The organism is Arthrobacter paludis (genome assembly GCF_056782315.1).
This window is the reverse complement of the sequence record NZ_JBXAEW010000003.1, coordinates 61857-75789: the sequence shown is the minus strand read 5'-3', so window position 1 is coordinate 75789 and position 13933 is coordinate 61857. Positions and strand designations below refer to the sequence as shown.

Annotated in this window: 8 protein-coding genes; 7 read left to right on the top strand and 1 reads right to left on the bottom strand. The window is 74.2% G+C overall.

Features of this window, described 5'->3' with window-relative positions; all coding sequences use genetic code 11:
- Window positions 1-2 precede the first annotated feature (2 nt).
- Genes AC1Q5D_RS03150 through AC1Q5D_RS03140 form a run of 3 tightly spaced genes read left to right on the top strand, consistent with a single transcriptional unit; the run spans window position 3 to window position 5192 of the window.
- Window positions 3-1214, top strand: a complete 1212-nt coding sequence (locus tag AC1Q5D_RS03150; protein WP_481737114.1) for a glycosyltransferase family 4 protein — start codon at window positions 3-5, stop codon at window positions 1212-1214.
- A complete protein-coding gene (locus AC1Q5D_RS03145; protein WP_481737113.1) occupies window positions 1198-3393 on the top strand; it encodes an acyltransferase family protein in 2196 nt (731 codons plus the stop codon). The genes AC1Q5D_RS03150 and AC1Q5D_RS03145 overlap by 17 nt, the downstream gene beginning before the upstream one ends.
- Window positions 3393-5192: a glycosyltransferase family 4 protein gene (locus AC1Q5D_RS03140; protein ID WP_481737112.1), complete on the top strand. Its 1800-nt coding sequence runs from the start codon at window positions 3393-3395 to the stop codon at window positions 5190-5192. The genes AC1Q5D_RS03145 and AC1Q5D_RS03140 overlap by 1 nt, the downstream gene beginning before the upstream one ends.
- Window positions 5193-5254: 62 nt before the next feature.
- Here the strand turns inward: AC1Q5D_RS03140 and AC1Q5D_RS03135 are convergent, their stop codons facing one another.
- A complete protein-coding gene (locus tag AC1Q5D_RS03135) occupies window positions 5255-8089 on the bottom strand; it encodes a polysaccharide pyruvyl transferase family protein (protein WP_481737111.1) in 2835 nt (944 codons plus the stop codon).
- Between the two features lie 332 nt (window positions 8090-8421).
- Here AC1Q5D_RS03135 and wecC point away from each other — a divergent pair, with 332 nt between their 5' ends.
- From wecC to AC1Q5D_RS03115, 4 genes are read left to right on the top strand one after another with little or no spacing between them, the layout of a single operon-like run.
- Complete coding sequence (wecC, locus tag AC1Q5D_RS03130; RefSeq protein WP_481737110.1) at window positions 8422-9651, top strand: UDP-N-acetyl-D-mannosamine dehydrogenase; 1230 nt, start codon at window positions 8422-8424, stop codon at window positions 9649-9651.
- A 5-nt stretch (window positions 9652-9656) separates the two neighbouring features.
- Window positions 9657-11579 carry a glycosyltransferase family 4 protein gene (locus AC1Q5D_RS03125; RefSeq protein WP_481737109.1) on the top strand — a complete coding sequence of 641 codons (1923 nt, stop codon included), beginning with the start codon at window positions 9657-9659 and terminating at the stop codon, window positions 11577-11579.
- Window positions 11576-12736, top strand: a complete 1161-nt coding sequence (locus tag AC1Q5D_RS03120) for a glycosyltransferase (RefSeq protein WP_481737108.1) — start codon at window positions 11576-11578, stop codon at window positions 12734-12736. The genes AC1Q5D_RS03125 and AC1Q5D_RS03120 overlap by 4 nt, the downstream gene beginning before the upstream one ends.
- Before the next feature lie 18 nt (window positions 12737-12754).
- Complete coding sequence (locus tag AC1Q5D_RS03115; RefSeq protein WP_481737107.1) at window positions 12755-13885, top strand: polysaccharide pyruvyl transferase family protein; 1131 nt, start codon at window positions 12755-12757, stop codon at window positions 13883-13885.
- Window positions 13886-13933 lie beyond the last annotated feature (48 nt).

Here is a 13933-nt window from a genome sequence, read left to right as displayed (position 1 = left end):
GCATGCGGGTGATGCTGTTCACCCACTCCTACTGGCCGGAGCGGACCGCGCCCCAGCGGCGCTGGGCCGCCTTCGTGCGCGTGTTCCGCCAGGAGGGCTGGGACGTCGACGTGGTCGCCCCCCACGCCGACCCCGCCGCCCTGGCGCCGGGCGCCACCCCCGAGCGGCGCCGCGGCCCCTTCCGCACCGACCGGGGGCCTTGGGGCGAGGCCGTGCGCCGCGTCCCCACGCTGCCGGCCCCCGACACCCGCGCGGGGCGGCTCCTGCGCCACTGCGCCTCGACCCTGCTGAGCCTGCCGCGGGCCCTCGCCGCGCCGCGGCCCGACGTCGTCGTCGCCACCGTGCCCAGCCTGCCCACGATCGCGGCCGGGACCGCCGCCGCGTGGCTGCTCCGCCGGCCCCTCGTCGTCGAGATGCGCGACGCCTGGCCGGATCTGGCCCGCGAGTCCGCCGTCGCGTCGTCCCGCCGCACCCACGCGTTCGAGTGGGCGATGACGCTGCTGCAGCGGCGCGCCCACGCCGTCGTCACCGTCACCGAGGGATTCCGGCGCGTCCTGCAGGACCGCGGCGTCGAGCGCGCCGTGTGCATCCCCAACGGGGTCTCGGCCGCGGGGCTTCCGGCCGTCGGCCCGCGGGTGCCCCACACCGGACCCTTGCGGGTCCTCTACCTCGGCAACCACGGGGAGAGCCAGGGGCTCGAGACCCTCATCGAGGCCGCCGCGCAAGCCGGCGGCGAGGTCGCCCTGCGGATGGTCGGCCAGGGCACGCGCAAGGAGGCGCTCCGGCGGCTCGCCGCCGCCCGGGGAGTCGACGTCGAATTCCTGCCGCCCGCCCACGGGCGCGAGGTCGACGAGCACTACTCGTGGGCGGACACCTGCGTCGTCAGCCTGCGCCCGGACTGGCCCAGCTTCGAGTGGACCGTCCCGTCGAAGTCCTACGAACTCGTGGCGACGGGCCGGCACATCACGGGGATCGTCCGCGGCGAGGCGGCCCGCCTGCTCGAGGACGCGGGGGTCGCGGACATCGTCCCCCCGGAGGCCGCGGCCATCGCCGCCCTGTGGCGGGGGCTGCTGCGGGAGCCCGACCGCCTCGCGGTCCACGGCGGCGGCAGGGCCTGGGTCGCTGAGCGCGCCGAGCTGTCCGTCCTGGCCCACGGCTACCTGCGCGAGCTGGCCGACGTCGCCGAAGGGGGCCGCCGTGCGCGCCGCCGCTGAGGCCGAGCGCGCGTCCCGGTCCCTCCCGGCGGCCCGGGACTTCCGGCCCGAGCTCCAGGGCCTGCGCGCCGTGGCCGTGCTGCTCGTGGTTTTGTACCACCTCTGGCCCGCACGGCTCACGGGAGGCTTCGTCGGCGTGGACGTGTTCTTCGTCGTCTCCGGGTACCTGATCACGGGACACCTGGTCCGCGAGGCCACGGCCACGGGCAGCATCAGGCTCGGCGCCTTCTGGGCGCGGCGCGTGCGCCGGCTGCTGCCCGTGTCCTTCGTGGTCCTCCTGGCCTCGCTGGCGCTGACCCTGTGGGCGGTGCCACGGCCGCTCTGGGACGCGGCGTTCCGGGGCATCGGCGCCAGCGCGCTCTACGTGCAGAACTGGGCAATCGCCGCCGACGCCGTCGACTACTCCGCGACGACCGCGGCCGGCCCCGCCCAGCACTTCTGGTCCCTCTCCGTCGAGGAACAGTTCTACCTCGCGTGGCCGCTGCTGCTCCTGGCGGCCCTGTGGGTGGCGGGCCGCGCGGCGCGCCGCGGGGCGGGACGGGGCGCGCCGCACGCGGCGATCGCCGGCATGGCGGCGGATCGCGGCGCGGGTCCCAGCGCCGTGGGCGATGCCCGCGGTGTCCGCCGGGCCATCGGCGCGGCGCTCGGACTGGTCGCGGTGGCCTCCCTGGCCGGTTCCGTCGCCTATACCGCCTACAGCCCCGCCGAGGCGTATTTCTCGACGCCGGTCCGGGCGTGGGAGTTCGCGGCGGGCGGTCTCGTCGCCCTGTTGCCGGCGCACTGGCGTCCCCGGGGCGTGGTGGCGGTGGGCGCGGGCTGGGCCGGCCTGGCCGCGGTCCTCGCCGCCGCGCTCGCCTACGGCGAGGGGACCGCGTTCCCCGGGGCCGCCGCGCTGCTTCCCGTGCTCGGCACGGCCCTGGTCATCGCCTGCGTTCCCGCGGGTGGCCCCGCGGGGCCCTTCCACTGGCTCGCCGTCCGCCCGGCGACGTGGGTCGGCGACGTCTCCTACGGCACGTACCTGTGGCACTGGCCGCTGATCGTCGCCGCCCCCTACGTGTTGGGGGACGCGTGGGCGTGGCCGACCAAGCTCCTGGTCCTCGGCGCCTCGCTCCTGTTGGCGTGGGCCTCGCTCCACTGGGTCGAGAACCCCTTCCGCCGGGGCCCGGCGCTGCGCCCGACGGGCCGCGCGTTCGGTTTCGCCGCCGCCGGGATGGCGGCCGTCGTCGCCGCGTGCCTGGTGGTCCCGGCCGCCGCGCCCTCGGCGCAGGCAGGCGACGGCCGCGCGGACGTCGCGGCGGGCTGCTACGGCCCGGAGGCCCTGGCCCACCCGGAGCGCTGCGGGGGAGTCGCGGGGGACGCCGTGCCGGACCCGGGGCCGGAGCTGGTGGCCGCGGAGGCCCGCGAGCACCCCTACATCCGCTGCCAGACCCCCGCGTCCGAGCCGGCCAACGCGCCCTGCGACGTGCGGCGCGGCTCCGGTGCGGACGTCGCCCTGATCGGCGATTCCTACGCCGTCCGTTGGCTGCCCGCGCTGGAACGGGTGGCGGCGGAGCGCGACTGGTCGCTGACCGCGTCGACGCGCAGCCGCTGCGCGCCGTCGACCGCCCCCGTCGCCCCGACCGGGGACGCGCGCACGGACGAGGAGAACCGGCTGTGCACGGAGTCGGTGCGCGCCGCCGTCGACGACTGGGCGGCGGACCCCGACCTCGACGTCGTCGTCTTCGCCTCCAGCCAGACCGAGCGGTCGTTCCTGCCGGACCCCGCCTCCGGCGTCGGGGCCGCGCCCACGGACGGCTACACGGCCGCCTGGGACCGCCTCGCCGACGCCGGGAAGCGGGTCGTCGTCCTCACCGAGACGCCACGCCTGGAGGAGGAGGCCCCCACCTGCCTGGCCGTCCACGCGGACGACCCGGCGGACTGCTCCGTGCCCCGCGACCAGGCCTGGCCCCACACGCGCCACCTGACCGCCGCGCTCGAGGCCGGGACCACCGGGGCTGTCCGCGTCGATCCGGGCGGCTGGTTCTGCGACGCCCGCCGCTGCCACGCCCAGATCGGCGGCGTGATCGCGTTCTCCGACGCCGGCCACGTGTCCCGGACCTACTCCGCCGCGCTCGCGCCCCTGCTGGGCGCCGCCCTGGACCGGGCGCTGGGCGGCGCGCCCGCAACGAGAGGAACCTAGTGCACCCCACCACCCCGTCCGCCCGGCCCGTGTCCCGCCGGTCCGGCGCCGTCCGGCGCCCGCTCGAGTTGGCCCGCAACCTCCTGGTCGGGGCCCGGACCGCCGCCGAGCACGCCACCGACGACCCCGTCGTCCTCGCGCTGCAGGTCTCGCGCCGTTGGCGTTCCCCCCTGGTGGACCGCGCGGCCGCGGCAGGCTCCCGGGCCTGGCCGGGCCGGGACTCCGTGCCGGGTTCCGTCTGCCGCGCGGTCCTCGGGGAGGACGCGCGGCTGGCCGCGGACCTGGAGGCCGCCGCCGGCGGCGCCCTGCCGCCCGCCCGTGCGGCCCGGCTGGCCGACGTCGCCATCGCGGCCAGCGAGCCCGGCACGGCCCGGCTCCTGCTCGCCGGGGTGCCCGCCGGGCACGCCGCCGCGGCGGGCGCCCGGGCGCGCGTGGCCTGGCACGACGGCGACTTCGCCGGAGCGCTGGCCGCCCTCGACGGCGCGGACGGCCGGGAGGCGCGGCTGCGGCGCCGCCTGGCCAGCGAGGTGGCGACGTTCCGCGGGAAGCGGCCGGAGCTGCCCCGGCGTCCCGGCTACCGCCCCGAGCCGACGCGTGTCCTGCACCTGCTGACCAACTCCCTGCCGCACACCGGCAGCGGCTACGCCCAGCGCAGCCAGTCGATCCTGGCCGCCCTCCGGGACGAGGGCTGGGACGCCACCGCGGCCACGCGCCTCGGCTACCCCGTCCAGGTCGGGCGGTTCGGCGCCCGGGACAGCGAGACGGTCGGGGGCGTCACCTACCGGCGGCTGCTTCCGTGGCGGCTCGCGCCCGGGTTCGACGCGCGCCTGCAGCAACAGGCCGAGTCGCTCGCCCGGCTCGTCGAGGAGCTGCGCCCCGCCGTCCTGCACACCACGACCCATTTCGTGAACGCGCTCGTCGTCCGGGCCGTCGCCGAGGCCTACGGGATCCCGTGGGTCTACGAGGTGCGGGGGCAACTCGCCGACACGTGGGCGTCCACCCGGTCGGAGGACGCCCGGACCTCCGAGCGGTACCGCCTGTTCACCGAGCGGGAGGCCGAGGCCGCCGCCGCGGCCTCGGCCGTCGTGACCCTGGGCGAGTCCATGCGGCACCGGCTGCTCGGGCAGGGCGTCCCCGCGGAGCGGATCGCACTGTGCCCCAACGCCGTCGGCGAGGCGTTCCTCGCGGAGCCCCGGCCCGCCACGGAGGCCAGGAACGCGCTGGGGCTGGACCCCGCCCTGCGCTACGTGGGCACGGTCAGCAGCATCGTGGCCTACGAGGGCCTGGACGACCTCGTGGAGGCGTTCGCGCTGCTCGCCCCCAGCCACCCGGACCTGCGGCTGCTCATCGCCGGCGACGGCGTCGCGCTGCCGGGCCTGCGCCTGCGGGCGCGGGAGCTCGGCGTCGCCGACCGGGTCGTCTTCCCCGGACGCGTGCCGCGCGAGCAGTCCAGCCTCTACCACCAGGCCCTCGACGTCTTCACCGTGCCGCGCAAGGACCTGGACGTCACCCGCAGCGTCACCCCGCTCAAGCCCGTCGAGGCCTCCGCGTCCGCGCGGCCCGTCGTCGCCAGCGACCTTCCCGCCCTCGCCGAGCTCGTCCACGACGGCACCACCGGCGTGCTGGTGGCCCCCGGCGACCCGCGGGCGCTGGCCGAGGGCATCGGCGGGCTGCTCGCCGACCCGGAGCGCGCGGCCCGGCTCGGGCGCGCCGGCCGCGAGTGGGTGCTCGGCGAGCGGACGTGGCCGGCCAACGCACGGCGCTACGGCGAGCTCTACCGCAGCCTCGGCGCCGGGTAGCAGCCCGATCCGCGAGCGGCCCGCCGGCATCCTGCCGGCGGGCCGCTCGCGCTGGTCCGGGCCTAGTGCCCGGCGCGGGAGACGGTCCCCGCGCTGGCGTACATGACGGGCCGGACGACGTGCTCGCTGGGGCGCGTCTCCAGCAGCCGCAGCATGACGCGGGAGGCCCGGCGCCACGAGTCGGCCTTGAACGCCTTGGAGTCCACGACCAGCCGGAGCCCGACGGGCAGCAGCTGCTGGTCCCGCGTGTGCATGTGGATGAGCACGGGGTCCTTCGACTCCGCGATGTCCTGGCGGAAGACCTGGTCGCCCACCTGGAACTCGATGAACACCCGGCCGGTGGCCTTCGGGTTGGCGTAGTTGTTGAGCAGGCGGAACACCAGTTCGCGCGGGCCGTCGTCGGGCAACTCCAGGGCGCCGTCGAAGCGGACGGCCATGCCCTTCTTCGGCTGGTCCGTGTCGAGCGACAGGTGCAGCGCGATCGGCAGGTCGTAGAGGTAGCCCTTCGCGCGCTCCGGCAGACCCACGTCCGTCGACGTGGCGTTCATCCCGATGAAGCGCCCGCCGGCGAGGTCGGCCATGGTCTGGCGCCGCACCACGGGGGAGACGTCCTCCGGCGGCACGGTGTAGACGGCGTCGGAGACGGGCGTGCCCGCGATGGCCCGCGCCGAGACGGCCAGCGCCCCGCGGGCCTCCTCCTCGAGGCGGCCGACGGCGTCGCGCGTCTCCTGGGGCAGCCCGCCCTCCAGCGCGGCGCGGAGCGCCGCCCCGAGGGAGGGGGCGTCGGCGCCCAAGTCGAGTCCGAAGTCCCGGCGGCCGACCTCGTCGAAGTGGCGGGCGACCTTCGGGTCGTAGCAGAGGCCGACGGCCGGCAGCCCGAGGCGGTGCGCCAGCAGGCACGCGTGCAGGCGCATGGCCACCAGCGCCGACGAGTGCCGGTACACGGCGGCCAGCGTCTCGAGGGACAGCGGGGCCTCGAGGACGTGGGCCGGCACCGAGTCGTCCAGGAGGTCGACGACGGCCTGGATGGTGGTGGCGTCGAACGTCGCGCCGGCCTGCATGGGCACGCCCACGACGGCGATCGGCCGCTCCCGGGCCAGGGCGTTGAGGGCCTCGGCCGCCGCGGCGACGACCCGGTCCATGTCCTCGCCCGCCCACGGGCGCAGGTTCAGCGCGACGAGCTGGCGCCCGTCCTCGGTGAGCGCTGCGACGGGGGCCGGCAGGGCGCCGCCGTCCGGCAGGCCGACGCCGTAGACGACGTCGGGGCCGACCGTGATGCGCTCCGGCGCGACGGGCAGGGACTTCACGATCGCCGCGGACTCGGGGTCGCGCACGTAGAGCGTCTCGGTCTGGTTGGCCAGGTACTTCACCGTCTGGCGGGCGGCGTCGTCGTCCAGCGGCCCGACACCGAGCCCGACGACGTGGTACGGCTTGTCCAGGACCCGGCCCATGAGCGGCAGGATGCCGAACCCGGCCATCGAGATGGTCCCGCCGTTGAACAGCGACAGCAGGCCGCCGCCGCGCTCGAACGTGTAGTCGTGCCACAGGCCGCCGCCGCCCACGACGACGGCCGCCGCGGTCCGCACCTCGTAGGCCGAGGCCTTGTGGTGCGTGCGGCGGTAGCTCTGCAGGCCGTGGGAGCGCTCGACGTTGCCCGGGTTCTCGGAGGCGACGACGACCTGGGCGGCCGGGTCGTGGGCGGCCAGGGCCTCGGAGACGGAGCGCAGGATCAGCTCGTCGCCGAGGTTGTTGGCCCCGTAGAACCCGGCCACGATGATCTTCTTGGCCCGCGGCAGCGACGGCGCCAGGGTCGCGCGCAGGCGCTCGCGGCGCTCGGCGTCCAGCCAGGGCGAGTTCTCCGGCGTGAGGTCGGAGAGCTGGGCGAACAGCGTCATCCAGCGGTGCTCGTAGAGGTGCTCGTTGACGATGCGCCGGAAGCCGTTCTCGGCGATCCGGTCGTACTCGGCGGGGTTGGCCAGCAGGTCGTCGATCTGGCGGGACAGGTCCGCCTCGTCCTCGTAGCCGATGATGTCCTCGCCATACGTGAAGAAGCGCTCCATCTCCTTGAAGCGTCCCGTGGCGACGACGGCGCCCTGGCCGGCGGACTCGAACACCCCGCACTTGATGTTGACGAAACCGGCGCGCGTCAGCGGGAAATTGACGTGGATGCGCCCGGCCTTCAGGGCCTGGACCATCTGCTCGCCCGCGACGGTTTCGGAGTTGGGGATCTCCCAGCCGCGCCCGTAGGTGCGGACGTCGAAACGCTGGGCGAGGGCCGTCATCATCGCGTTGCGGTCCGGGCGGTTGTTGGCGTGGCCCAGGCAGATGACGTCGGCCTCGAACTGGGGGTCGTAGGCGATGTCCTGGGTGACGAAGCCGCGGTCGATCCCGAAGGGGAAGTACACCGTGTTCCGCACGCCGGCCTCGCGGTACATGTCGAGCGAGATCTCGGCGTTGGTGGTGTGCAGGTCGAAGACGTGGTTGTGCCCGTGCACGGTCGGGAAGACGTCGGGGTCGCTGAGCGTCATGCCGACCAGGGCGATGCCGCGGTCCTTGATCGCCTGGGCGTCCTCCTCGGTGAAGGTCAGGCCGCCGGCGCAGGCGATCACCATCTGCGGCTGGAAGCGGTCGATCAGCGTCTCGATGGCGGAGTAGCGCACGAAGATCGGACCCATGCCGCCGGAGACGCCGTGGGGGTTCTCCAGGATGTCCGGGTGCCGGCGCGTGTCGAGGTCCAGGACGTGGTGCCCCAGGTTGCGCAGGGAGCGGGACAGGGAGGAGACGATGTCCGTGGTCCCGTTCACCGAGGTCCCGATGAAGAGGATGCGCCAGTGGAAGCCCTGGTCGAAGATCTTGCTGGACAGCTCGAGGCGCAGGTTCTCGATGTTCTGGTTCACACGGGTCCTTCGTCGTTGGGCACCGCCGGGCCCGACCCGGCGGGGTACCGCACCATTAAACACCGGACGCGCCGCGTCCGCCCGCCGGGCGACACACCCCGGAGCACGGCCGCGCGGCGGTGCCCGCCCGCGGCGGACCCGGGCTGACCTGCGGGGAAGCGACACGCCCGGGTTGCGCGAAGGGGGCGGGCGGCACGGATGTCTATACTGGCCGGGATGCGGGGGAGCCGCCGTGCCGTTCCGCGGCGGTCCCATGTCCCCCCAGCCAACCCCGCAAGAAGCATGCGTGGCCGGGCCGCCCTGTGCGATCCGGGCCGCGGGAGAGACCGAGGATGCAGAACAACAGGACCGTCGCAGTCATCGGGCTGGGCTACATCGGACTACCCACCGCCGCGATCCTGGCGGGCAACGGCGTCGACGTCGTCGGCGTCGACGTCAACCCCGCCACCGTGGACGCCGTCAACCGGGGCGAGGTCCCGTTCGTCGAGCCCGACCTGGCCGGGTACGTCGCCCAGGCCACCTCGGAGGGCAAGCTCAAGGCCTCCCTGGAGACGCCGCAGGCCGACGCGTACATCGTGGCCGTGCCGACGCCCTTCAACGAGGACAAGTCGGCCGACCTGAGCTACATCGAGGCCGCCGGAACCAACATCGCCCCGCAGCTGCGCGGCGGCGAGCTGGTCATCCTGGAATCGACCTCGCCCCCCGGCGCCACCGAGCACCTCGCCAACCACATCCTCGGCCTGCGCCCGGACCTGTCGCTGGACCAGCTGCTCGTGGCCCACTGCCCCGAGCGGGTCCTGCCGGGCCGCGTCATGATCGAGCTGGTCGAGAACGACCGCATCGTGGGCGGCATCACGCCCGAGGCGGCCGAGGCGGCCCGCGACCTCTACCGCACGTTCTGCCAGGGCGAGATCCTGCTCACGGACGCGAAGACCGCGGAGATGGCCAAGCTGGTGGAGAACTCCTACCGCGACGTCAACATCGCGTTCGCGAACGAGCTCTCCGTGATCAGCCAGCGGCTGGGCATCAACGTCTGGGAGCTCATCGAGCTGGCCAACCACCACCCCCGCGTGAACATCCTCCAGCCCGGCCCGGGCGTGGGAGGCCACTGCATCGCGGTGGACCCGTGGTTCATCGTCTCGAGCGCCCCCGAGGAGTCGCGGCTCATCCGGCAGGCCCGCGAGACGAACGACCACAAGCCGGAGTGGGTCGTCGAGCGTGTGCGCGAGGCCCTCGCCACGCAGGGCGACTCGGAGATCGCCGTCCTCGGGCTCGCGTTCAAGGCGAACATCGACGACCTGCGCGAATCGCCGTCCGTGGCGATCGCCGAGCGCCTCGCCGACGAGCTGCCGCAGACGACCCTGAACGTCGTCGAGCCGCACATCCACGGCCTGCCGAAGCAGCTGGCCGGCCGCGACAACGTCCGCCTCGCCGAGGCCGAGGAGGCCATCGCCAGCTCCGGCACCGTCCTGCTGCTGGTGGACCACGCCCAGTTCAAGGCGGTGGACCCGGCCCTGCTGGAGGGCAAGTCCGTCGTGGACACCCGGGGCCTGTGGCGGTAGGCGGCATGTCCGGCACCCCAGGCCGCCCGGTCCTGCCCCCCGAGGAGGGGGACGGGGCCGAGGAGCGCGTCGGATCGGCGTTGGGCGAACTCGCGGCCTTGCACACCGCCTACAACGACCTGCTCGCCGAACGCGACGAGTTGCTGAAGCTCCTGCGCGCCGGCAACGGGTTCCTCGTCGGGGGCCCCAAGGAGCGCGCCGTGGACCTCAAGCGGCGCCTCAAGCGCCGGCTCCGCCCGCACTGGCACGCCTGGCGCGGCCGCGAGATCGGGTGGCGCCAGGCGGCCCGGCGCGGCGTCCGGATGGTCGCGGCCGAGACGGTGCTGCGCCCGCTGGTGTGGCGCCGCCAGCTCAAGGGGATCGACCTGAAGCCGGTGCCGTCGCGGTTCCGCAGCTACCAGCCGATGCGCGACGCCATGGAGCGCGGGGACTACGTCACGGCCCGCACGTGGGGCGACGCCCTCGAGCTCAACTACGGGGGCCAGCGCGGCTTCACGCAGTGGCGCCGGAAGCTGGCCGGGCGCGACGGGAGCATCTCGACGAACCTGGACCTCTCCCGCCGCCTCGCGGGCATGCTGCCCGCGCAGGTGCCGCTGCACCGGTTCGTCGAGGGCCGCTTCCGCGAACTGACGGGCTGGTTCCCGCGCATCGGGGGCCCCGCGGTGCCGTTCGAGCCCCGCCCCGGCGTCGTGCTCCACCTCGTCAAGGAAAGCCGGCCCTACCTGTCCAACGGGTTCACCTCCCGCAGCCACGAGAACTTCAAGTCCGAGCTCGCCGCCGGGCTCGAGCCCGTGGTCGTCACGGAACCCGGCTTCCCGCGCTCGGTCGTCGGCGACGACTTCGAGCCCGTCCAGGTGGTCGACGGCATCGAGCACCACCGGCTGGACCTCGGACCCGCGTACGGCAACGTCCCCATGGACGAGTGGCTGACGGATTTCGCGTGGCTGGCCTACCGCAAGCTGCTCGAGATCCGTCCCGAGGTCATCCACGTCAGTTCCGGCCGCCGCGGCTACGAGACCGCGCTGGTCGGGCTGGCCCTCCAGGAGAAGACCGGCCTGCCGCTGGTCTACGAGATCCGCTCCTTCTTCGAGGGCACGTGGACGTCGGAGTCGGCCATGGACGGCCACGGCGAGACGTTCCGCCGCCGCTACGCCGTCGAGACGCTGTGCCTCCAGCGCGCCGACCGGGTGATCACGCTGGGGGAGGCGATGCGGGACGAGCTCGTCACCCGCGGCGTTCCGGCGGGGAAGATCGACCTGGTCCCCAACGGGGTCAACCTCGAGAACTTCGTGCCCGCCCCGCCGGACGAGGCGCTGCGCCGGCGCTACGGGCTCACGGCCCCCACGTTCGGCTACGTCTCCAACATGGACCACCACCGCGAGGCCCAGGAGCTGCTGATCCAGGCGGCCGCCGAGCTGCGCGACCGCGGACGCGACGCCCAGTGCGTCCTGGTCGGGGGCGGCAGCCGCGTCGATGAGCTCAAGGAGCTGGCCGAGTCCCTGGACCTTGGCCACCGCGTCGTCTTCACGGGGCCCGTCGACCACAACGAGGTCGCGGGACACTACGGGCTCATCGACGTGTTCGTCGTGCCGCGCATCGAGGAGCGGGCGGCGCGCTACGTCACCCCGCTCAAGCCGTTCGAGGCGATGGCCCTGGGCCTGCCCGTCCTCGTGAGCGACCTGCCCGCCCTCACCGAGATCGTCTCGGCGCCGGAGCGGGGACACGTGTTCCGGGCCGGCCAGGCCGCGTCCCTCGCGGACGAGGTCGAGGCACTCTTCGACGACCCCGCCGAACGCGAGCGCCTGGGCCGGGCCGGCCGCGGCTGGATCGAGTCCTCGCGCCAGTGGAAGCACAACGGCCCCCGATACCAAGAGACGTTCCGGCGTGCCCGCGAGGCGGCCGCAGACCGGAAGGACGACACCGCATGAAACTCCACTACCACGGTTTCCGCGCCGAGGCCGGGACACCGGTCCGCGAGGCGCTGACCGCCGTCCGCTACCACGGCGCCGCTGCGCCCGGCCCCGTCCTCCTGGGCTACACGCCGGTCGCCCGCGTCAACCCCTACCAGTCGCTGCTCTACCGGGAGTTCCGCACCCGCGGCTTCGCCGTCGCGCCGGTGACGGACCCGCTCGCGTTCGGCGAGCTGAACGCCGTGCGCGACCAGGCCTCCGCCGTCGTGTGCCACCTGCACTGGCCCTCGTTCGTGCTGCGGGACGCATCCGACGCGGCGGAGGCCGACCGCCTCCGCCGCGACTTCACCGCGCGCCTCGACGCCTTCACCGAGGGCGGCGGCCGGCTGCTGTGGACCGTCCACAACCTCGTGAGCCACGACGCGCGCTTCCTGGACGCGGAACTGGCCCTCCAGCAGGACATCGCCGACCGCGCCTGGCGGATCCACGTCATGGACGAGTCCACGCTGGCGTCCGCCGCCGACTACGTGCGCCTGGACCCCGAGCGCGTCATCGTCGCGCCCCACCCCAGCTACCTCGGCGCGTACGAGGACTACATCACGCGGGAGGAGGCCCGGACCACCCTCGAGATCGACGCCGACGAGACCGTCTACGTCGCGTTCGGGGCCATCAAGGCCTACAAGGGGCTCGAGCGTTTCCTCGACGGGTTCGACGCGGCCCTGGCGGCCGGCGGGCCCGCCCGCCGGCTCATCGTCGCGGGCGCCCCGGACTCCGACGCCGCCACGGAGACCCTGCTGCGCCGCCTGCGCGAGCACCCGTACGTGCTGCTCGAGGACCGCAAGATCCCGGGCGACCGGGTGCAGTTCCTGATGCGCGCGGCGGACATCGCCGTCGTCCCCCACGAGCGGGCGCTCAACAGCGGGGCGGCGCTGCTCGGGCCGACCTTCGGTCTGCCGGTGCTCGCCAGCCGCGTCGGCGTCCTCCCGTCCCTGCTCGGCGACCCGTTCGCCGAGTTCTTCGACGGGGCGGGCGACGTCGCCGCGGCGATCGGCCGAGCCGACCGGCTCGTCGCCGCCGGTCCCCGGGAAGCGGCCGCTGAGTTCGCGCAGCGGCACGCTCCCTCCACCGTCAGCGCCGCGTTCGCGGACCAGCTGCGCTCAGCCCTCGGAATCTAAGCCAAGCAAAGGACATCGATGACCACCAAGAAGATCGGCCTGATCGGATTCTTCGGCTGGGGCAACTACGGGGACGAGCTGTTCCTGCGGTTGTGGAAGGACCGCTTTGCCGGGGCCTTCGAAGCCGAGAAGATCAACACGCTGCAGAAGCAGCCCTACTTCGACCGTCCCTCCACCGAGGTGGCCGCGGACTACGACGCCTTCGTGATCGGCGGCGGCGACCTCGTCATCCCGTCGAAGATCTCCACGCTGTACTGGGACCGGGCCTGGCTCAGCAAGCCCGTGTACATCGCCGGCGTGGGCGTCCCGACGTGGATCACCCACGAGAACCCGAACGTCGTGCGCAAGCTCTCCGCGTTCTTCCAGCACCCCAACGTCCGGTACATCTCGGCCCGCGACGAGGAGAGCGCGGCGTGGATCCGCGAGAAGCTCGAGCCCACGGTTCCCGTGCGCGTGGCCCCCGACCTCGTCTTCTCGATGGACATGCCGCCGGCGCGCGACTACGGCCGGCCGATGCTGGGCGTCGCCGTCCGGCAGCGCCGGAACAACACCGACGACTACAGCCAGCTGACCGGTCTCGTCGAGGCGGCCCGGGAGCGCGGCATGGGCGTGGCCGCCCTCGTGCTCGGCACGGACGGGACGGGCGAGGCGGACGCCGCCGTCGCCGAGTCCCTTCCGTTCGAGGTCGACGAGGTCGTCCGCTCGGAGTCCATCGACGAGATCTCGAGTGCCCTGGGCGGCTTGGCCGCGCTCGCGTCCATGAAGTTCCACGGCACGGTCGTGGCCTCGATGTACGGCGTGCCGTCGATCGTGCTCTCGCCGACGTCCAAGAGCCGGAACCTCTACCGGCTGATGGGCCGCGAGCAGCTGCTGTCGCACCTGAACGACCCGAAGATGGCCGAGAAGCTGCCGCTCACGGACCTGCGCGTGCCGCAGTTGCTCATCGACGAGCTGCACCGACGCTCCTCGACCGAGCTTGACGCCCTGTTCGACCTGATCCAGCGCGAGCAGGACCCGTCCGCCTACTTCCGGCGCACGGGGGCCCGCGCCGTCGAGATCGCCCGCCCGGTCGCCGCGCGGGTGGCCCACGGCATCGACTGGCGCGCCCGCAAGCTCGTGAAGAAGGTCAAGCGCCGCCTCCGCAAGTAGGCGCCCCGACGCGGCGAGGGCCGCCACGCAGCCGGTGTGCTGCGTGGC

Excerpts from the sequence above, each read along its gene's own strand:
- AC1Q5D_RS03150 (WP_481737114.1), top strand. The coding sequence starts at position 3 with ATGCGGGTGATGCTGTTCACCCACTCCTACTGGCCGGAGCGGACCGCG.
- wecC (WP_481737110.1), top strand. The coding sequence starts at position 8,422 with ATGCAGAACAACAGGACCGTCGCAGTCATCGGGCTGGGCTACATCGGA.
- AC1Q5D_RS03125 (WP_481737109.1), top strand. The coding sequence starts at position 9,657 with ATGTCCGGCACCCCAGGCCGCCCGGTCCTGCCCCCCGAGGAGGGGGAC.
- AC1Q5D_RS03120 (WP_481737108.1), top strand. The coding sequence starts at position 11,576 with ATGAAACTCCACTACCACGGTTTCCGCGCCGAGGCCGGGACACCGGTC.
- AC1Q5D_RS03115 (WP_481737107.1), top strand. The coding sequence starts at position 12,755 with ATGACCACCAAGAAGATCGGCCTGATCGGATTCTTCGGCTGGGGCAAC.